This is a genomic window from Wandonia haliotis (genome assembly GCF_039523435.1).
Taxonomy (GTDB): domain Bacteria; phylum Bacteroidota; class Bacteroidia; order Flavobacteriales_D; family Crocinitomicaceae; genus Wandonia; species Wandonia haliotis.
This window is the reverse complement of record NZ_BAAAFH010000007.1, coordinates 202,625-220,351: the sequence shown is the minus strand read 5'-3', so window position 1 is coordinate 220,351 and position 17,727 is coordinate 202,625. Positions and strand designations below refer to the sequence as shown.

Genomic DNA, 17,727 nt, shown 5'->3' with positions numbered 1-17,727 from the left:
CATGTTTTCTTTCTTTAAACGAGAAAGTGAACATTGGTTACAAAGTCATCAATTTTTGCGCCATTTTTAAAAATTTCACGTACAATGGTTGAATTGATGGCTCCGAATTCGGGTTTTGTTAACAGGAAAACACTTTTAACCTGCCCCATTTGATCATTCATGTGTGCTATCGCCCGTTCGTATGAAAAATCTCTGGAGTCACGGAGTCCCCGGATCAGGAACTGAGCATTACATGCCTTTGCAAAGTCAACCGTAAGTCCTTTGTATTCGCGCACACTTACTTGTGGATAATCTGTAAATATGGAGGCAATGTGCTGTTTTCGTTTTTCCAGATCAAAAAGATATTTCTTGGTTTCATTAACTCCAATGCCAATAATTATTTCATCAAAAAGGGTTAATGCCTGTTCAACAACATCCTGATGGCCTTTTGTAAATGGGTCAAAAGAGCCGGGAAAAAGACCTGTTTTTTTATTCTGTGACATACTCGAAAAAGCTAAAGTTTACACCTCCGTAATTACGAAGGTACATGAATTCCGGGACATTCGAAAAATCATTGTTTTTGTCGTGCTCCAGTATTAACAGCCCGGTATCATTCAGTAATTTTCGTTCAAATACCAGTTGTATGATACTTTCATATTCCTTATACGCAAAAGGAGGGTCTGCAAATATTAAATCAAATGTTTGTTCGGTTTGTTTCAGAAAAGTGAGCAAATCCTGTTTGCGGGTTTGAATTTGGTTGAGTTCATGTTTTTTCGCCGTTTTTTCAATGAAATTCAGTGAAGGACCATGTTGGTCAACACTGGTTACACTGATCGCATCACGGGAAGCAAACTCAAAAGAAATACTGCCGGTTCCTGCGCAGAGGTCTAATACGGTAATATTATCAATATTAAATTCGTTAGCGATAATATTGAACAACGCCTCCTTGGCAAAGTCAGTTGTCGGACGCGAGGGAAATGACTTTGGAGGAGAAAAACGAATGCCTTTTAATTTACCGCTGATTATACGCAAAGTAACTGATGTTTTATTTTGGTTTGGGTGTCAAACTTTAGAGAAGATTCGGGTTTAATTCGTTGAAATTTATCCCGTACTTCTTCTTCCAGTGCGTCAAACTTACCCGACGAGTGAATGATGATTTTAAGTTCCTTGGGATCTATTTCTTTCTGATCGAGTACGAATACGGCATGGTAGATAATATCTTCAGCAGCCTTGTATTCGAAAACATTATAGAATTCAAGTTTATTCTTTGAAGTGATAAACAAAGAAAAATAATCCTGTTCAGGAATAATATGAACGATCGGAGAAAAAGTAGACCCATTGAAAATGCCGCGTAGTACGTGAGTATTCTCATGTTGAATCACAATTCTGGGATAGCGGATAACAAAAAAGGATTTGACCCAATCCGGAGATAAGTAAACGTTCACCAGCCCTTGTTCAGGGAAACGATTATAATCAACATCTCCATGAGTTGCATCACCAAAACACAGACGGAAAATATCCTGCGCTGAACTTTCTCCAAAAATATTTTGGGGTACGAGCGTAGTTTTTTCGCTTTTGATTGCCAAGGTGACTTCATCTGTAAAGGACAAGAGCCCCTGCTTTTGCAAGAGCTCTTTTATTTGTTCCTTTTTCTCTTCCGGTGTTCTTCCGGTTAACGGGAGAATTCCGGCGTCTGAAATGGCTTTTGAGTCACGATTAACAATTGAGTATACAAATTCCTTTTCGGAAACTTCCAGGCACAATTGCTGCATGTCTATTTTTGAATTAATCCCAGTTTGCTGACAGGTTCGGAGAAGTTAATGATCCGAACATCAATGTGTCACGCTTTCCCTTGTATTCAACCGGATGAATACCCATTACTTCGATTACCGGAACTTTTGATCCCTGGTATTCAAGAGAGTCCATCGTTTTTAGAGAATACATATCGGAAGTAGTAGGGATGTACACCAATGAATCTGCATTAAATTCAGGGAATCCCATACGTTTTCTTCTGTCTACATAGCTGGTGTTCTTAAATGTTCTTTCGAAGTAAGAAACTTCAACCGTATCACGAACAAAACCAGTCAGATCTGCCGGAGGTGTTTCACTTTTTGCAAGTGCATACGCTTCAAGCTCTGTCATATTATAATCTAGTGCACGGTTATCCTTCGGTCCGTAAATAATAGCTCTTTCCTCAGGCGTAAGACGACGGTTTGGAACACCACCTTCTTTTACAACTTCCTTAATTGTTCCGCTTTTAATGAAGTGGATCAATTTATTCCAGTCGCTGGCATATTTTCCGTACTTATCACGATAAGCAATCTGAGCAGCTTTGATATCGTTCAGATTCTGCTTCATGAGGTTCGTAATCTCCTCTTTCTTGATCTTCTTATTTTCTTCAGCTACAACTTCTGATCCCATCTGGTACAAAACATATACGGCAACCAAAGCAACGGGAATCCCGATGAATAAACTGATTTTTCCGGGGATGATTCCCGAAACATATATGATCGAAAGTACCCCGGAAATAGCAAGTAAAGATGAAGCCATCATCCAGTCAGAACCCTGATTGTTGGATACTCCGAGAATAATAAGAGCAAGACCGATTACTAGCAAAATTACAGGAATGCTGTACTTTTTAAACAACACTGATAATGAGTTTCCGTTCATGGTATAAGCGTTTATGCATTTTTCAATAGTTCACAAATCTACAATTTTTTTATTATCACTATCAGACGTACACTACTTTTTTTCAACCGTTCAATCAATGAACTGAATGCTTTACAGTCGTGACTGTTACGATAAAAGGGATGTGATAAGATGGTCAGAATAGGAGTTAAGAGCAGTGAACCACTGGAATATCAGTCCACTTTTCACATTTAGAGACAAGAATCATATTTTATCCTGACTATAACTCATGTTCAATGATTAACTTTGTGTTAACCGGATATGAGAAACACAATATCGCATACAATTCGCACATTTTTACCCTTTGAATTAACAACGGATCAGGAGAGTTTACTTGTAGATTTCGACGAGTTTGTCCATACAACAGGACGAAAGCAATGTTTGATTGTCAGAGGGTATGCAGGAACAGGAAAAACGACGCTGTTAGGGGCTTTTGTCAAATCTCTGTCATCGTTTAAAATGAAAAGTGTTCTGATGGCACCTACGGGAAGAGCAGCGAAGGTCTTGTCAATGTCTTCATCGCGTCCTGCGCAAACCATACATAAGAAAATTTATCGCAGGCAAATTGCTCCGGATGGAAGTATGCGTTTCATGCTGTCCCCTAATCTTCATAAAAACACCGTCTTTATTGTTGATGAAGCTTCTATGATCGGCGATTATACCATGACAAGAGAAGGAGGGATCAGTTCCCGGAATTTATTAGAAGATTTGGTAACGTATGTGTATTCGGGAGTGGATTGTAGCTTGATTTTACTGGGAGATGAAGGACAGCTTCCTCCGGTGGGTGCTGATACCAGTCCTGCTTTACAACGGGAGTATATGGAGTTTCATTTTCCGGAGCTTTATTTCCTGATGACCCGATTGACGCAGGTGGTTCGTCAGGCAGAACACTCCGGAATCCTCTACAATGCTACCTATGTTCGGAATCTGGATGAATTTGAATGGCCCGAACTGAAGGCAGATGCTTTTCGGGATGTCAGAAGAATTACCGGAGCTGAGTTACAGGAGGAGCTGGAGAGTTGTTATTCTAATTTTGGAAGTGACGAGACGATTATAATTTGCCGCTCGAATAAGCGGGCTAATTTGTTTAACCAGCAGGTAAGAGGACGTATTCTGTGGATGGAAGAAGAGATCAACGGGAGTGATTATATGATGGTGGTTAAAAACAACTATTTCTGGGTGGATGAAAAAAGCCCGGCGGGTTTTTTAGCCAATGGAGAGATTTTGAAAATTAAACGGATAGCAGGCAGAGAAAGTCTTTATGGGTTTAATTTTGTTCGGGCAATTATTGAGCTGGTGGATTATCCGGAGATGGATGAATTTGAAGTGCTGATTAACCTGGAGGTAATCAATGCGGATTCTCCGAATCTTTCAAGGGATCGGATGAAGGAGTTATTCTTTGAGATCGAAAAAGATTACCTCCACGAAAGAAATAAGCGAAAACGGTATGAGTTGATTATGAAAAATCCTCATTTTAATGCACTACAGGTGAAGTTTTCGTATGCTGTTACCTGTCACAAGGCGCAGGGGGGACAATGGTCTGCAGTCTTTATTGATCACGGTTTTCTCCCGGATGGAGCGGATAATCATGAGTTTCATCGGTGGTTATATACCGCAATTACCCGGGCTACCGAACGGGTTTATTTTGTGAATTTCGATAAAGCTTTTTTTGGAGAGCAGGAGGAAGTGTTTTAATGCCTTTTTCTCCCGATAAAACGAATGACTTTTGCTGTCCCTTTATGATATTTCCCTTCGTTTAGTTCGACGGTTTCTTCAGCTAAATGAAGTATTTCGAAATCAGGAAAGTCTTCACGGATTTCATCTGTATTGTACAGAAGATGAATTGAATCGGGGCCCCCGATTTGAGGATTCTCAGCACGAAGAGCCAGATTGTTTTTACTGAAACCTTCTACTAGTATATATCCTCCCGGCTTAATTGATTCGGCTGTTTTGATGTGGATTTTTTTTCGGACTTCAGAAGGGAAGTGGGCAAAGATTAATACCGCCAGATCAAACGATTCTGGTTGGGGAGCGAGCGAGAAAATATCACCGACATAGTAGGTGAGGAGAGCTCCCTTTTGTTTGGCAAGTTGCAGCGCTTTTTCTTTACCTGAGCTACTGATGTCAAAAGCAGTTACTTCAAATCCGCGTTCGGCAGCGTATACAGCATTTCTCCCTTCTCCTTCGGCAACGAATAAAGCCTTACCTTGCGTTAGATCCAATCGATTGAGTTCTTCTCGTAAAAAGACATTTGGTTCTGTTCCGTAAGCGAACCCTTCTTCTTCATAGCGTTTGTCCCAAAATTCTTTCATGTTCGTCTATTTTCTTCTAGTGTACCCAATGAATCAGTCTGCGGTCATCACTTGCGCTAAATAAACCGGATAGTGTCCATTTGATCTTATTAACGGAATGAGAATGCCCTCCTGTTTTTGTCTCTAATTTCTGTAACACTTGATAGGAGGCAGTGTCCCATATTTTGATGGATTTATCTCGGCTTGCCGTGGCAAATGCTTTACCATCCGGAGAAAAAGCTATTGCATATACAGCATAATTATGAGCGGGTAGTGCTTTTATCTTTTCATTTTTATCCAGGTCCCATATTCTCAGGTATCCGTCTTTACCACCTGACAGAAGGAGCGATGAGCTTCCGGGGAAAATGGCTAGTGCATTTACTCCGTCTTTATGAGCATAAAAAGAATCAATCTCATTATAAAAATCGGTTGTAAATATTCTGATTTTTCCGTCCTGTCCTCCGATGAAAAGCTGTTCGCTGTCCGGAGAGGATATGATCGATCTGATTTTCCCGCATCCCAAAGGAAGATAAATAAGTATTTCCCAGCTTTTTGTGTTCCATACAGCCATATTTCCATCGGCATCTCCGGTTATGAGTACCGATTTCTGAGGAATAAATAATTGACTGAAAAGTGCAGAAGTATGTTTTTTAAAAAAGCGGATTTCCTTTTTGGAATGAATGTCTATAATATGTAAATCTCCATTATTTAATCCTACAGAGAGCAGATCTTTTTCTACAAGCTCAATTGAGTACACAGGAAAGTCGGCTTTAATCGTAAAGCCTTTTTGTGTTCCGGAAAGGAGGTCCCACGTAGCGATAAAACAGTCTGCACTTGCTGTGATAACAGTATCAGTTACCGGAATAGCAAGATCATAAATAGCCATGCTATGCTGGCGGATTTCCAGTTTTTTATGAAAGGGGGGAGTAGAATCTGTTGTACTCATGTTCTTTGTATGTCTTGTTATCTCCCGAAAGAGGAAAAGGTCTTCTTCAGACTACAAAGTTAGGTAAATAGCAGTGAGTTTTTAGTGACTCAAGCTACAAAAGCAAAAAAGCCCACCGGAAGGTGAGCTTTTCACATATCTTGATATCAATCTAGAATGATCGCTTTTCTTTAATACGAGCTGATTTACCAGTAAGTTCACGCAAGTAGAAAATACGTGCACGACGAACTGAACCGGATTTGTTCACTACGATATTCTCCAAAAACGGAGAAGAAATAGGGAAAATACGCTCAACCCCGATGTTTCCTGACATTTTACGTACTGTAAAAGTCTCTGAGGGACCTTGACCGCGTCGTTGTAAAACAACTCCCTGGAACTGCTGGATACGCTCTTTCGAACCTTCCTTAATTTTGTAAGAGACAGTAACTGTATCCCCTGCTTTGAATTTTGGGAATTCTTTTACTTCTACCAACTCGTTTTGTATCTCTCTAATGTAATCCATGACACTAATTTCTTTAACCTTTGCCGAAAATTCGGGCTGCAATATTACGAATAATTTCTGAATCAGCGAAAAAAAATAAAATATTTACAACTTTTTTTCTACTGTTACAGGTATTTGAGTTTAAAACTGAAACAAAGGACGTTCTCCCATCAATGCATTTACATCTGCCTTAACACTTGTAAGTACAGAATCATCATTGATATTAGTGATTACTTTGTCCATAAATTCAACAATAACCGGGATTTCATTTTCCTGTACTCCCCGGGTTGTGATAGCGGGTGTTCCTACACGTATACCGCTGGTAACGAAAGGAGACTCTGTATCAAACGGAACCATGTTCTTATTGACCGTTATATCTGCAAGCACAAGACGGTTCTCAGCATCTTTACCGGTCACTCCTTTTGAACGGAGGTCAATTAACATCGAGTGATTATCGGTACCGTCAGAAATGATTTTATATCCTTTTTTTACAAATTCATCTGCCATTACAGCTGCGTTACGTTGCACCTGTTTCATATAAGCAGCGTAGTTTTCTGTAAGGGCTTCACCAAAAGCAACTGCTTTTGCTGCAATTACGTGCTCAAGTGGTCCTCCCTGAGTTCCTGGGAATACAGCAGCATCCAGCAATGCACCCATTGATTTTAAATTGCCATTGTTCCATTTAAGTCCGAACGGATTTTCAAAATTATGACGCATCATAATGATTCCACCGCGCGGTCCGCGTAACGTTTTGTGTGTTGTTGATGTAACAATATGACAATGCTCCAATGGATCGTTCAGTAATTTGGTAGCAATCAAACCGGCAGGGTGAGAAATATCTGCCAGTACCAAAGCACCTATTTCGTCAGCTACTTTACGAATACGTACATAATCCCAGTCTCTGCTGTAAGCTGACGCTCCGCAAATGATCATTTTGGGTTTTTCCTTTCTTGCAGTCTCTTCCATCTGGTCGTAATCCACAAGTCCGGTTTCTTTGTTTACACCGTAGAAATAAGGACGGTAAAGCTTTCCTGAAAAGTTGACAGGAGAACCATGTGTAAGGTGACCACCATGTGAAAGGTCAAAACCAAGAATCTTATCTCCGGGTTGTAAACAGGCAAGCATAACTGCTGAATTGGCCTGAGCTCCTGAATGAGGTTGAACATTTGCCCATGTCGCACCGAATAATTCTTTAAGACGGTCAATAGCCAGTTGTTCTACCTGGTCTACTATTTCACAACCTCCGTAATAGCGTTTTCCCGGAAGTCCTTCAGCATATTTGTTGGTAAGAACGGAGCCCATAGCTTTCATTACCTCTTCACTCACGAAGTTTTCCGAAGCAATTAACTCTACTCCGTGCAGTTGACGTTGTCTTTCTTTTTCGATCAAATCGAAAATTACCTGATCTCTGTGCGACATAGTTTTAAGTTATTTCTGTTCTAATGAGCCACAAATGTAGAAGTATTCTATTCCGAAACCATCTAAAAGGTCGAATAAATTTTTGTAAGCCCTTCCTGCAAATTGGTATCAGGTTTATAACCTGTTAGTTTTACAAGTTTTTCAGACGATCCAACGCGTCTTTCAACCTCATAATCGTATCGCTTTTTCGGAGCATCAATGTATTTAATTTCCGAAGATGAATCTGTTATTTTCAGGATGATCTCGGCAAGATCTTCAATACACCATTCGTGCTCGTTAGCAATGTTGACAATATGTGTTCCTTTAACCTGCATTAAGCGGACACAGGCTTCAACTGTATCGTCGATGTATGTGAAGTCACGAGTTTGTTTTCCAGTACCGAATACGGTGATCGGATCGTTTTTAACCGCTTGTTCAAAGAATCGGGGAACCACCATCCGGTTGTCCTGATTGTGACCGTAAACATTGAAAAAACGCAGGGAAATAGAATCCAGACCTTTTTCTTCGTGATGTGAAGCCAGATAAATTTCATTGTATCGTTTTGCCATCGCGTAGGATGTTCGCGGGTCTACAAGTACTTCTTCTGTTAAAGCCGATTCAATAGCAGAGTGTCCGTATATTCCTGAAGTAGAAGCGTACATAATCTTTTTTACTCCGTTTGCTTCTGCAGCTGTAACAATGTTACGTGTACCAATGACTTCAACATCCATCGTTTCAACGGGGTTGTCCGCTACGACATCTACTCCGAGAACGGCAGCAAAATGAAAAATCATATCACAGCCGGAAACCGTTTTGTTTACCAGTTCAGTGTCACGTACATCTCCTTTAACAAATTCTATTTTAGAGAAGGTGTTTTTGTCGATTTTGTTTCCACGAAGAAGATTGTCTAAAACGACAACCTGATGTCCGTCATCGACAAGTCTTTTTGTCAGGTTGCTCCCAATAAATCCAGCTCCTCCGGTAATTAGTATTTTCATAGTGTTCTTATTTGAAATAGCGACGTATTAACGTCAGGTTGTGTGTGTATTTGTTTAGATCTTTCCGAAAAATGCCGGATTGATCGAATTGGTCTTCCCGGACTTTTCCGCTGGCATGCAGAATGGTTCCTGTTCCGGTTAGAATACCAACGTGTATGATTTTCCCCTTTGTGTTGTGAAAAAAAGCAAGGTCTCCGGGTTTTGAGTCAGCAAAATCGACTGTTTCTCCCTGCGTAGCTTGCTGCGAAGCATCCCGTAACAAATCTACTCCCATAAAAGCAAAGACGATTTGTGTGTACCCCGAGCAGTCGATGCCGGTAACACTTCTTCCTCCCCACAGATAAGGGGTGTTGAGGTAGCCCATGGCTGTTTCAATGCTATTGGTGTTTCTGGCGAGTTCCTTAGGAAAATGAAGAACTTCGTATGATCGGCTTCCCAATCGAAACCCCGATTCTGGAGAGGACGAAGGAAGGAATGCACCTCTGAAAATCCATTCCGGACCGTCCGGAGATTGTAACTGAATACAATGCTGCGTCAATCGTGTTTTTGGAAGAGTTTTCCAATGTGTGTATTCCGAATCGGACAGGTATTCAATTTGTTTCGTATCCATGTAGCCCTCATATCCATCATGCTGGCAACGAATCTTTACCCAGGGATTACCGTCAGCTATAAGCTCAATGGCTTCACCAAATAACAATTGGGTAACAATTTCAGCTGTGTCCGAATCACTTGCGCGAACCGGAGCTGCGGCAACCTGTATAAGTCCGAACTTTTTCATTTCAAGGGAAATCCTCTGTGTTTTGTTAGGTTGATGGCCTGATAAAGGTGTCGTTCATTATGGAAAACAACATATTGAAGACAATCTCCCAAACGTAGTTTAACCATCTTCGATATGGATGTTGGTATTTTTACTTTTCGTAAATCAACTTCTTCTGATTGCTTGAGAATGACCAGCATTTCTTCCTGGGACTTTAAAAACTCGGCAACTTCATTTTCCAGAAGTTCTTTGTCAAATGTGTCCGGATTATATTCTTTCTGGGCTCTGAATTTACGTTTAACATTTTTTGCATTCCCCAATTTCATTGATTTCCAGGCGGACCGTCCTAAAGGAGAAGAAACAAAAATATCTCTTGGTTCTCTGAATTTTGTCTTTTCAATCCTGTTGCGCAGTGCCGGGTGATAGTATCCTGAAAAAGCATTGAGGTGAGCAAATATCTGGTTGATGCTCCATGTTTCAGGATTGGGTTTCCAGTTCAGTTGTTTCTCACTAAGCCGGACAAGTGATTTTGAAGCTTTGGAGATCATCTCTCTCGTAAGTCCGGATAAGTCATTCAAAAGAACTGTCGCCTGCGTATTTTTCATGGTTTTCTAAACTAAACTTCCCGCCGTATCAATCGTCTGCGCTGAAAATTGAATTGTTAAACTGAAAATTATGTGTTCAAAGATAGGACGTACAGCTATTAAATCAAACCATTTATAAATGAAATTACAATTTTTTTTTGGCTGCTATTTGTGCCTGCAATTTGATTCCGTGGTTTCGCTTAAAAATAGTTACTTTCGCAGGAGAATGAATTCAGATAACAGTATGGAAAATCAGCGCCCGCTTATTTTAGTAACGAATGATGATGGCATAACAGCAAAAGGGATACGGTCTTTGGTTGAGGCGGTCCAGCCATTTGGAGAAATTCTGGTAGTGGCACCGGACAAACCACAGTCAGGAATGGGGCATGCAATATCTGTACATGATCCGCTTCGTTTGAAAAAATCGTCGGTTTTCCAGGGAATTGAAGCTTACGCAAGTTCCGGTACCCCGGTAGATTGTGTTAAACTGGCCATTTGTGAATTATTGAAAAACCGGAAGCCTGATTTGTTGGTTTCGGGAATTAATCATGGAGATAATAGTTCTACGAACGTTTTGTATTCAGGAACCATGTCAGCTGCTGTGGAAGGAGCAATGGAAGATATCCCTTCCGTAGGGTTTTCACTTCAGGATTTTGCGGCAGATGCGGATTTTACAGCGAGTCAGTTTGTTGTGAAGCAAGTGGTGGAAAAATGTCTTTCTTCCGAATTTCCGCATCATGTTTGTCTGAATGTGAATATTCCGAAGGTAGACGAAAAAGAACTGAAAGGAATTAAGATTTGTCGCCAGGCAAGAGCTTACTGGCGGGATTCTTTTGACCGGAGAATAGACCAATTCGGAAATCCATACTATTGGTTGACTGGTGAGTTTGAGAATTTTGATAATGGTGAAGATACAGATGTTTTTGCCTTAAATAACGGATATGCCTCGATTGTTCCCACTCAGTTTGATATGACCGCATATCACGTGATGTCGGACTTTAATAACTGGAAATTATGAAACCCTATAAGTCAAATAAAAATAAAGGGATAGGATTAGGAATCCTTTTAGGGATTACGTCTCCCTGGGTAATCATGCCGGCATTTATTTTTTTCTATTCCAGGTTAGAATCATTACCGTTTAGTCGGTTGTGGTACAATTTTTTTCACTTGAATACGACGATGAGTCGTATACTTTCTCTTTGTATGATTGCTAATCTGGTGTGGTTTTATTTGTTTCTGAATAAGGAAAGGTACGGAATTGCGCGTGGTGTAATTCTGGGTACACTGGCTTATTTCCCTCTATTCATTTACCTGATTTATTTTTAATGAAGTTATACGTAATAGCAGGTGAGGCTTCGGGTGATTTACATGGGAGTAATCTTATGAAAGCTCTGAAAGTACAACGTCCGGATATTGAGTTCCGGTTTTGGGGTGGTGACAGGATGAAAGAAGTAGCCGGTGAACCTGTAAAACACATCAGAGATCTTGCCTTTATGGGGTTTGTTGAGGTGCTATTGAATCTGCGAACCATTTTGGGGAATATATCTTTTTGCAAAAAGGATATTGAAGATTTTCGTCCGGATGCTCTCATTTTGATTGATTACCCTGGATTTAATATGCGGATTGCAGAATGGGCGAAAAAAGAAGGTATCCAGGTGCTCTACTATATTTCTCCCCAGATTTGGGCATGGAAGCAGGGACGTGTTCACAAAATTAAAAAGGTTGTCGATAAAATGTACTGTATCCTTCCTTTCGAAAAGGATTTTTACGCCCGATTCGAAGTGGATGTTGATTTTGTAGGCCACCCGCTACTGGATGCAATTACTGATTTTAGAAAAAATGCATTTGATAAAGTGCAATTTTTGCAAGAAACAGGCTTATCTGATAAACCTGTTATAGCGGTGCTTCCCGGAAGTCGTAAACAGGAAATTTCCGTTAAACTTCCAATTATGCTGGAAGGAGTGAAAAGTTTTTCTGATTATCAGATCGTAATTGCTGGTGCTCCGGCAATAGAGGCTTCTTTTTATGAGACGTTTATAGAAAATGATAAAGATGTCTCAATTGTGTTTAACAGTACGTATGAATTGCTTTCTGTTGCCGAAGGAGCTGTTGTGACAAGTGGGACAGCAACATTGGAAACAGCTTTGTTCAGAGTTCCGGAAGTTGTTTGCTACAAAGGATCGGTTGTTTCTTATCACATCGCCCGGAGATTAATTAAAGTAGCTTATATTTCGTTGGTTAATCTGATTATGGATAGAGAGGTTGTGCGGGAGTTAATTCAGCAGGATTGTACACCAAAAAATATAGAAAACGAACTGAAAGGATTGATAAAAGGCGGTGAGAAAAGAGAGAAACTTCTGCAAGATTATGACAGATTGATTGAGAAGTTAGGAGGAGGTGGAGCCAGTGAAGAAACGGCTTCAAGGATGTTGAAAATTATTGAAGAACGGTAAGGTTTTTGCCAGTACATACTGTAAATTTGTGTGTTATGCGTGCATTTCTGTTGATAATCATGGTGTTGTTGTCCCTGGGACTAAATGCTCAGAATGTTCGTATTGGAATTCTTCGGAACACAAATTGTTCCCGTGTTTTGTTCTCTTATTTTGAAGGAAGTTATCTGATCTATGGGGATGGAAGTCCGTTTGGAGCGATTTTACCCACGGAGTCGGTCTCTGTGCAGGTGATTCCAGGTGGAAAAGTAAAGTTGAACAAAGGTGTTGTATTGATTGGGGAGTTTAATAAAGTCGAATTAAAGGCAACGGGATCCAATCATGCGCTACGTATTAAGAGCCTATCGCCCTCTCTGAAAGAGCGTAAGCACGACGATGACTTTTCCATAGTAGCTTCAGGAAATAAGCTGACTATTATAAATCATGTTTCCATGACAGATTATCTGGCAGGCGTTGTTGAATCGGAAGGAGGCGGAGGTCGTGCAGAGGAATATTACAAGGTTCAGGCGATCATGAGTCGAACGTATGCTGTGAAATATAGTACAAGACACCGGAAGGAAGGTTTTGATTTGTGTGATCAAGTGCATTGTCAGGCGTATCATAACCGTTTAACTTATACTCCTGAAATTTACAAAGCAGTAGAAGAAACGACTAATCTGGTTATGGAAGATGAAAACAAAAAGCTGGTTGACGGCTTTTTTCATGCCAATTGCGGCGGACAAACCAGTGAGCCTCAGTTTGTCTGGAATGAAGCTATTCCTTACCTGAAGTCATTCAGGGATACGTTTTGTATTCATACGCGGCAGGCTACCTGGGAAAAACGGATTCCAAAAAAAGATTGGAGAGCGTATCTTGTAGCGCAGTTTGCTTATCCGGAAAATGATTCTTTATACAAGGAAAAATTGTACTGGTTTGCGCAACCGGAAAGACTGGCTTTCTTTCATGGTCCTGAGTTAGGGATTCCACTGCGGGATATTCGGACAAAGTTTAATTTGAGATCAACTTTTTTTAGTTGTTTTCCCGAAGGTGATGAGGTGGTTCTGAAAGGGAGGGGATTTGGGCATGGAGTAGGACTTTGTCAGGAAGGTGCAATGCGCATGGCGAAAGCAGGTTTTGCAGCTGAACAAATACTGAAATTTTATTTTCCCGGAGTAGTGATTCGGGAGCGGAATGATAATTCATATTATGAACAACCGGAAAAGTCACCGTTTGACTTTTAAATTATAGTTGATTATGAGGTTAGCAATTGTGTTTATGTTTTTTGCATTAATGGGAGTAATGATTCTGTTGTTTTTTCAGCAGGGAAAAATGAATGGGCTTCAGGAAGAACTGGAGACGGAAAAACGTCTGTTTGATGCCCGTTATGGAGAAATTGTACGATTGAAAGACAAGATCGGAGAATACCAGGATTCTTGTTTCATCTATCGAAATGAAATTGAAAAACTAAAAAACGGGGAGCAATAATTGCTCCCCGTTTTTTTATCCTGATCCGGCAATTTCTATTTTGCCTGAAGTAATTTCGTAGAAACTTCTCCGAATCCGATTCTGACACCATCAGCCTGACAATAACCACGCATGATAACAGTATCTCCATCGTTGATGAACTTTCGTTCGCTACCGTCATTCATGGTAAGCGGTTTTGTCCCTTTCCAGGCCAGCTCCAACATAGAACCGTACGAATCAGGTGTAGGACCTGAAATGGTTCCGGATCCCATCATATCTCCCCGGCGAATATTACATCCGTTTACAGTATGGTGAGCAAGTTGCTGTACCATCGTCCAGTACATGTACTTGAAGTTGGAGTTACAAATTACTGTTTCGGCAGCATTTTCCGGCTGAATAGCAACCTGTAAAGCAATATCGTAAGATTTTTTTCCTTCGTATTTCAGATAAGTAAGAACTTCGGGATCTTGTTCCGGTCCTTCCACCTTGTAGGGTTCCAATGCATCCATAGTAACAATCCATGGAGAAATAGAAGATGCAAAGTTTTTCGCCAGAAACGGCCCTAGAGGAACATATTCCCATTGTTGAATATCCCGTGCCGACCAGTCATTAAATAAACACATACCAAAAATATAATTTTCGGCTTCTTCGGTAGAAATTGAATCTCCAAGAGGTTTTCCATCAAATGTGATGAATGCCATTTCCAATTCGAAATCAACCCGCTGAGAAGGTCCGAAAACCGGATTTTTTTCCGGGTCCGGCTTGGTCTGTCCTTTAGGACGGTGAACAGCTACTCCCGAAGGAATAATAGACGAAGAACGACCGTGATAACCTACCGGAAGCCAAAGCCAGTTGGGGAGTAACGCATTATTAGGATCGCGGAACATTGTTCCTACATTGGTGGCATGTTCTCTGCTTGAATAGAAGTCTGTATAATCACCAACTTCGATCGGAAGAAGCATTTCAACTTTATCTGCATCAATAAGAACCTGCGAAACATGATGGTCATTCTTTTTCAGATCTGTGTGTGTTGAGTCAAAAAGTTTGGAAATTCTATTCCGTAGATCACTTGTTGCTTTTTTCCCATGTCGCATCAGGTTATTTAAAGAAAAGGTATCAAAATCCTCTGCTGAGAAGGGAAGATTTTCGAAATAACCCAATACAAATAAACTTTTCAGATCAATGATATAGTCCCCGATGCGTGATCCCACGCGCGGACTCAGTGTGTCTGTTTTAAATACCCCGAAAGGAATATTCTGAATCGGGAAGTCTGAATTTTCCGGAACATCAATCCAGGAAGTTAATTGCGGGTCATTGGCTCGTATCATATTTTTTCTATTTAACTGTTCAAAAAATGTGTGATTACAAATATAGTTATTTGCGATAAATCTATGAGTCCGGGAAATGCAGCAATGAATTGTGATAGTAAGTGATTTTTGAGTTGATGACGGGAAGTAGAGTGACTTTTAATTTTTATAATTGCATTTCAATCTTAACTTTGACGTGATTAAACGGTTATACAGATCAACAGAATGAATACAAAGGTTCTATTTCTCGTTATTTTATGCTTCCAACTGTTACATACAGCCGATGGATTTGCTCAGAAGATTCCGGATATTTCGAATTTCAGAAGTATCAGAAATAATGGAGAATTTTTTCAGTTTCATGTGCTTGACAGAGATAAAAAAGAGCCGAGAAAATTTGATAAAGCAAAGAGATATTTCTGGTATAAATCCCAGGAAGTAATGAGTACGCAAGGTGGTGCGGGGGGGCAATTACTGCACGGTGTGTACGAGCAGTTTTATTCGAACAAACAATTAGCGGCCCGAGGTTCTTTTTCCAGAGGATTAAAACATGGAAAATGGACCTACTGGTATGAAAATGGGGCTTTACAGAAGATTGAGCAATTTTCCAAGGGCGAAAGTAAAGGGCGTCTGGAGGTATTTGATACGCTGGGTAAACTTGAAAAACAGATAGAGTTCAAAGGGAATAAAAAAATTATTCAGGATTCTGTATCTGAACAGGTATTGGATCGCACCGGATCGGTTGTATATAGTCAGGTAAAAACAGAAGACGGACGTATTGTTACTGAGCGATTTAACGAGGGAGAATTGCATGGAAAACGCACTGTAATTAGTGAGAGTGGGACAAAGACCACACAACACTATAAAAAAGGTAAGCTGCATGGTAAACAGATAAATGAAGAAGGCACGATAGAATTTTATAAGGAGGGACAAAAGACGGACCGGAAACCATTTTCGATGAAAGAGTGGTTTAAGAAAAAAGAAAAAAAAGAAGAAGAAAAGGAAAAGGGCACGAAAGATAAAGAGAGTAAGAAAAAGAAGCGGGAGGTAAAAGAGAAGGGGAAAGAAAAGCAACAGAAACCAAAGAAAGAGGACAAGCAGCCCACAAATAAAAAGAGCCAAAAGCCCGGAAAAAAAGAGAAGAAGAAATGATTCGTGCCTCAGCAATGACCTATGCTGTGCTGCTGATGCTATTTGTAGCATTGTTTTGTTTTGCTATTATCATGATTGCTTCCGGGAGCCGATGGTTAATAACCACTCAGCAAAATAAGGAACAGGTACTCACCAATCTGTATTCGGGGTTAAGTTACGGACTGGCGAATCCTTCTGAAGGTACTGACCAGATTCTTATGGGGCAGGATACAGTTTCCATTACGGACAAACCCTGGGGGATTTTTCGTATTATTTCAGTAACATCCGGAAGAAATAATTATTCCCGAACCAAATCATTTCTCATCGGAAGCCGACTGGATAACACTACCGCCTTATATCTGGCCGATACCGATCAACCACTAAAAGTAACAGGTACGACGAAAATCAGGGGAAATGTTTTCCTGCCAAAACGCGGCATAGAGCGTGCTTATGTAGAAGGTAAAAACTTTAAGGGAGATAAATTATATTACGGGAATAAAGAGATCTCGGACAGATATTTACCTGAGTTATCAGACGTCATAGCACAGATTGATGTACGCGATTTTTTCAGAGAATATGACTTTGATATGATCTACCAAATTCCGGATGATACCATAGTTGAGTTTACAAATAATACCGTTTTATACGAGTCTGTCAACCCGATACATTTGGAAAATATTAATGTTTCCGGAAATATGATTTTCAGTTCTTCCGACTCAATTTTCGTGGGGAAATCATCGAAACTGGATAATATTCTGTTGATTGCGCCTGTTATCCGGATCGAAAAAGGATTTTCAGGTAGTTTACAACTGTATGCAACAGAAAGAGTGGAGATTGAAGAACAAGTAGACTTACATTTTCCTTCGTCTGTTTTTTTACAGGACAGAGACGATGCCAGAAGAAGAGTATTTGAAGCAGCCGTCAATATAGCCGGTAAAGCACGTGTAAACGGTAGTATTCTGATTACTTCCACGTCTCCGGATTACCGGAATCCTGTTAAAATCAGGATAGATGAGGATGCAGTCGTTGCCGGGATGGTTTATAACGAAGGAGAAACGCAACTAAACGGGTCGGTCTTGGGTACACTTTATACGAAACGCTTTTTCTTAAAGACCAAAAGTTCTTCCTATGTTAATCATATTATTGATGGTACCATTGACCGGACAATATTACCGGATTTCTTTGTTATTCAAAACTGGTTGAAGTCAGATAGAAGTAAACGGGTTGTGTTAAAAGGATTGTAATAATTTTCTTCTTTTTTTAGCTGAAAACTGCAT

General features: G+C 40.3%; 20 protein-coding genes. 8 read left to right on the top strand and 12 right to left on the bottom strand.

The features are described from left to right. Positions 1 to 14: 14 nt before the first annotated feature. From coaD to ABDZ97_RS07130, 4 genes are read right to left on the bottom strand one after another with little or no spacing between them, the layout of a single operon-like run. Positions 15 to 482, bottom strand: a complete 468-nt coding sequence (gene coaD / locus ABDZ97_RS07145) for a pantetheine-phosphate adenylyltransferase (RefSeq protein ID WP_343785977.1) — start codon at positions 480 to 482, stop codon at positions 15 to 17. Next, positions 469 to 1,011, bottom strand: coding sequence for a 16S rRNA (guanine(966)-N(2))-methyltransferase RsmD (gene rsmD, locus ABDZ97_RS07140; protein ID WP_343785975.1), 543 nt, complete (start codon positions 1,009 to 1,011; stop codon positions 469 to 471). Before rsmD ends, coaD begins: the two co-directional genes overlap by 14 nt. Further along, entirely contained in the window at positions 1,002 to 1,751 is a 750-nt protein-coding gene (locus ABDZ97_RS07135) for a DUF3822 family protein (protein WP_343785973.1), read from the bottom strand. Before ABDZ97_RS07135 ends, rsmD begins: the two co-directional genes overlap by 10 nt. Before the next feature lie 13 nt (positions 1,752 to 1,764). Further along, on the bottom strand, positions 1,765 to 2,649 hold the full coding sequence (locus ABDZ97_RS07130) for a hypothetical protein (protein ID WP_343785971.1): 885 nt from the start codon (positions 2,647 to 2,649) through the stop codon (positions 1,765 to 1,767). Positions 2,650 to 2,928: 279 nt separating this feature from the next. On the opposite strand from ABDZ97_RS07130, the gene ABDZ97_RS07125 reads away from it, so the two are divergent. After that, entirely contained in the window at positions 2,929 to 4,362 is a 1,434-nt protein-coding gene (locus ABDZ97_RS07125) for an ATP-dependent DNA helicase (protein WP_343785969.1), read from the top strand. Here the strand turns inward: ABDZ97_RS07125 and ABDZ97_RS07120 are convergent. The 7 genes from ABDZ97_RS07120 to ABDZ97_RS07090 all read right to left on the bottom strand — a co-directional run bounded on the left by ABDZ97_RS07120 (position 4,359) and on the right by ABDZ97_RS07090 (position 10,143). Further along, entirely contained in the window at positions 4,359 to 4,979 is a 621-nt protein-coding gene (locus ABDZ97_RS07120; protein ID WP_343785967.1) for a class I SAM-dependent methyltransferase, read from the bottom strand. The two genes, ABDZ97_RS07125 and ABDZ97_RS07120, sit on opposite strands and share 4 nt — an antisense overlap. A gap of 16 nt (positions 4,980 to 4,995) precedes the next feature. Further along, positions 4,996 to 5,904, bottom strand: coding sequence for a WD40 repeat domain-containing protein (locus ABDZ97_RS07115; protein WP_343785965.1), 909 nt, complete (start codon positions 5,902 to 5,904; stop codon positions 4,996 to 4,998). A gap of 151 nt (positions 5,905 to 6,055) precedes the next feature. After that, positions 6,056 to 6,406 (bottom strand): 50S ribosomal protein L19, encoded by a 351-nt coding sequence (gene rplS, locus ABDZ97_RS07110; RefSeq protein ID WP_343785963.1) that lies wholly within the window; start codon positions 6,404 to 6,406, stop codon positions 6,056 to 6,058. 120 nt (positions 6,407 to 6,526) lie between these two features. Further along, positions 6,527 to 7,804 (bottom strand): serine hydroxymethyltransferase, encoded by a 1,278-nt coding sequence (gene glyA / locus ABDZ97_RS07105; protein WP_343785961.1) that lies wholly within the window; start codon positions 7,802 to 7,804, stop codon positions 6,527 to 6,529. A gap of 62 nt (positions 7,805 to 7,866) precedes the next feature. Continuing rightward, complete coding sequence (locus tag ABDZ97_RS07100; protein ID WP_343785959.1) at positions 7,867 to 8,781, bottom strand: NAD-dependent epimerase/dehydratase family protein; 915 nt, start codon at positions 8,779 to 8,781, stop codon at positions 7,867 to 7,869. A 7-nt stretch (positions 8,782 to 8,788) separates the two neighbouring features. Next, positions 8,789 to 9,559 (bottom strand): C40 family peptidase, encoded by a 771-nt coding sequence (locus ABDZ97_RS07095; protein ID WP_343785957.1) that lies wholly within the window; start codon positions 9,557 to 9,559, stop codon positions 8,789 to 8,791. Continuing rightward, entirely contained in the window at positions 9,556 to 10,143 is a 588-nt protein-coding gene (locus ABDZ97_RS07090; protein ID WP_343785955.1) for a DinB family protein, read from the bottom strand. Before ABDZ97_RS07090 ends, ABDZ97_RS07095 begins: the two co-directional genes overlap by 4 nt. A gap of 205 nt (positions 10,144 to 10,348) precedes the next feature. On the opposite strand from ABDZ97_RS07090, the gene surE reads away from it, so the two are divergent. From surE to ABDZ97_RS07065, 5 genes are read left to right on the top strand one after another with little or no spacing between them, the layout of a single operon-like run. Beyond that, entirely contained in the window at positions 10,349 to 11,140 is a 792-nt protein-coding gene (gene surE / locus ABDZ97_RS07085; RefSeq protein WP_343785953.1) for a 5'/3'-nucleotidase SurE, read from the top strand. Continuing rightward, positions 11,137 to 11,448 carry a hypothetical protein gene (locus ABDZ97_RS07080; protein ID WP_343785951.1) on the top strand — a complete coding sequence of 104 codons (312 nt, stop codon included), beginning with the start codon at positions 11,137 to 11,139 and terminating at the stop codon, positions 11,446 to 11,448. Before surE ends, ABDZ97_RS07080 begins: the two co-directional genes overlap by 4 nt. Then, complete coding sequence (gene lpxB / locus ABDZ97_RS07075) at positions 11,448 to 12,575, top strand: lipid-A-disaccharide synthase (protein WP_343785949.1); 1,128 nt, start codon at positions 11,448 to 11,450, stop codon at positions 12,573 to 12,575. The genes ABDZ97_RS07080 and lpxB overlap by 1 nt, the downstream gene beginning before the upstream one ends. 35 nt (positions 12,576 to 12,610) lie before the next feature. After that, positions 12,611 to 13,792 carry a SpoIID/LytB domain-containing protein gene (locus ABDZ97_RS07070; RefSeq protein WP_343785947.1) on the top strand — a complete coding sequence of 394 codons (1,182 nt, stop codon included), beginning with the start codon at positions 12,611 to 12,613 and terminating at the stop codon, positions 13,790 to 13,792. Between the two features lie 13 nt (positions 13,793 to 13,805). Beyond that, positions 13,806 to 14,036 (top strand): hypothetical protein, encoded by a 231-nt coding sequence (locus ABDZ97_RS07065; protein ID WP_343785945.1) that lies wholly within the window; start codon positions 13,806 to 13,808, stop codon positions 14,034 to 14,036. Positions 14,037 to 14,071: 35 nt separating this feature from the next. Here ABDZ97_RS07065 and fahA read toward each other — a convergent pair whose 3' ends face one another. Then, positions 14,072 to 15,343 (bottom strand): fumarylacetoacetase, encoded by a 1,272-nt coding sequence (fahA, locus tag ABDZ97_RS07060; protein ID WP_343785943.1) that lies wholly within the window; start codon positions 15,341 to 15,343, stop codon positions 14,072 to 14,074. A 204-nt stretch (positions 15,344 to 15,547) separates the two neighbouring features. On the opposite strand from fahA, the gene ABDZ97_RS07055 reads away from it, so the two are divergent. Beyond that, the gene (locus ABDZ97_RS07055) at positions 15,548 to 16,471 is read left to right on the top strand and encodes a toxin-antitoxin system YwqK family antitoxin (RefSeq protein WP_343785941.1); all 924 of its coding nucleotides are present in this window, start codon (positions 15,548 to 15,550) and stop codon (positions 16,469 to 16,471) included. After that, positions 16,468 to 17,694 (top strand): hypothetical protein, encoded by a 1,227-nt coding sequence (locus tag ABDZ97_RS07050; protein WP_343785939.1) that lies wholly within the window; start codon positions 16,468 to 16,470, stop codon positions 17,692 to 17,694. The genes ABDZ97_RS07055 and ABDZ97_RS07050 overlap by 4 nt, the downstream gene beginning before the upstream one ends. Positions 17,695 to 17,727 lie beyond the last annotated feature (33 nt).

Bases quoted from the DNA above. Each gene is read 5' to 3' on its own strand.
- ABDZ97_RS07100 (WP_343785959.1), bottom strand. From the start codon at position 8,781: ATGAAAATACTAATTACCGGAGGAGCTGGATTTATTGGGAGCAACCTG.
- ABDZ97_RS07055 (WP_343785941.1), top strand. From the start codon at position 15,548: ATGAATACAAAGGTTCTATTTCTCGTTATTTTATGCTTCCAACTGTTA.
- ABDZ97_RS07120 (WP_343785967.1), bottom strand. From the start codon at position 4,979: ATGAAAGAATTTTGGGACAAACGCTATGAAGAAGAAGGGTTCGCTTAC.
- ABDZ97_RS07070 (WP_343785947.1), top strand. From the start codon at position 12,611: ATGCGTGCATTTCTGTTGATAATCATGGTGTTGTTGTCCCTGGGACTA.
- ABDZ97_RS07130 (WP_343785971.1), bottom strand. From the start codon at position 2,649: ATGAACGGAAACTCATTATCAGTGTTGTTTAAAAAGTACAGCATTCCT.
- ABDZ97_RS07125 (WP_343785969.1), top strand. From the start codon at position 2,929: ATGAGAAACACAATATCGCATACAATTCGCACATTTTTACCCTTTGAA.
- coaD (WP_343785977.1), bottom strand. From the start codon at position 482: ATGTCACAGAATAAAAAAACAGGTCTTTTTCCCGGCTCTTTTGACCCA.
- rplS (WP_343785963.1), bottom strand. From the start codon at position 6,406: ATGGATTACATTAGAGAGATACAAAACGAGTTGGTAGAAGTAAAAGAA.
- ABDZ97_RS07095 (WP_343785957.1), bottom strand. From the start codon at position 9,559: ATGAAAAAGTTCGGACTTATACAGGTTGCCGCAGCTCCGGTTCGCGCA.
- glyA (WP_343785961.1), bottom strand. From the start codon at position 7,804: ATGTCGCACAGAGATCAGGTAATTTTCGATTTGATCGAAAAAGAAAGA.
- ABDZ97_RS07050 (WP_343785939.1), top strand. From the start codon at position 16,468: ATGATTCGTGCCTCAGCAATGACCTATGCTGTGCTGCTGATGCTATTT.
- ABDZ97_RS07115 (WP_343785965.1), bottom strand. From the start codon at position 5,904: ATGAGTACAACAGATTCTACTCCCCCCTTTCATAAAAAACTGGAAATC.
- ABDZ97_RS07080 (WP_343785951.1), top strand. From the start codon at position 11,137: ATGAAACCCTATAAGTCAAATAAAAATAAAGGGATAGGATTAGGAATC.
- fahA (WP_343785943.1), bottom strand. From the start codon at position 15,343: ATGATACGAGCCAATGACCCGCAATTAACTTCCTGGATTGATGTTCCG.
- ABDZ97_RS07090 (WP_343785955.1), bottom strand. From the start codon at position 10,143: ATGAAAAATACGCAGGCGACAGTTCTTTTGAATGACTTATCCGGACTT.
- lpxB (WP_343785949.1), top strand. From the start codon at position 11,448: ATGAAGTTATACGTAATAGCAGGTGAGGCTTCGGGTGATTTACATGGG.
- ABDZ97_RS07065 (WP_343785945.1), top strand. From the start codon at position 13,806: ATGAGGTTAGCAATTGTGTTTATGTTTTTTGCATTAATGGGAGTAATG.
- ABDZ97_RS07135 (WP_343785973.1), bottom strand. From the start codon at position 1,751: ATGCAGCAATTGTGCCTGGAAGTTTCCGAAAAGGAATTTGTATACTCA.
- surE (WP_343785953.1), top strand. From the start codon at position 10,349: ATGAATTCAGATAACAGTATGGAAAATCAGCGCCCGCTTATTTTAGTA.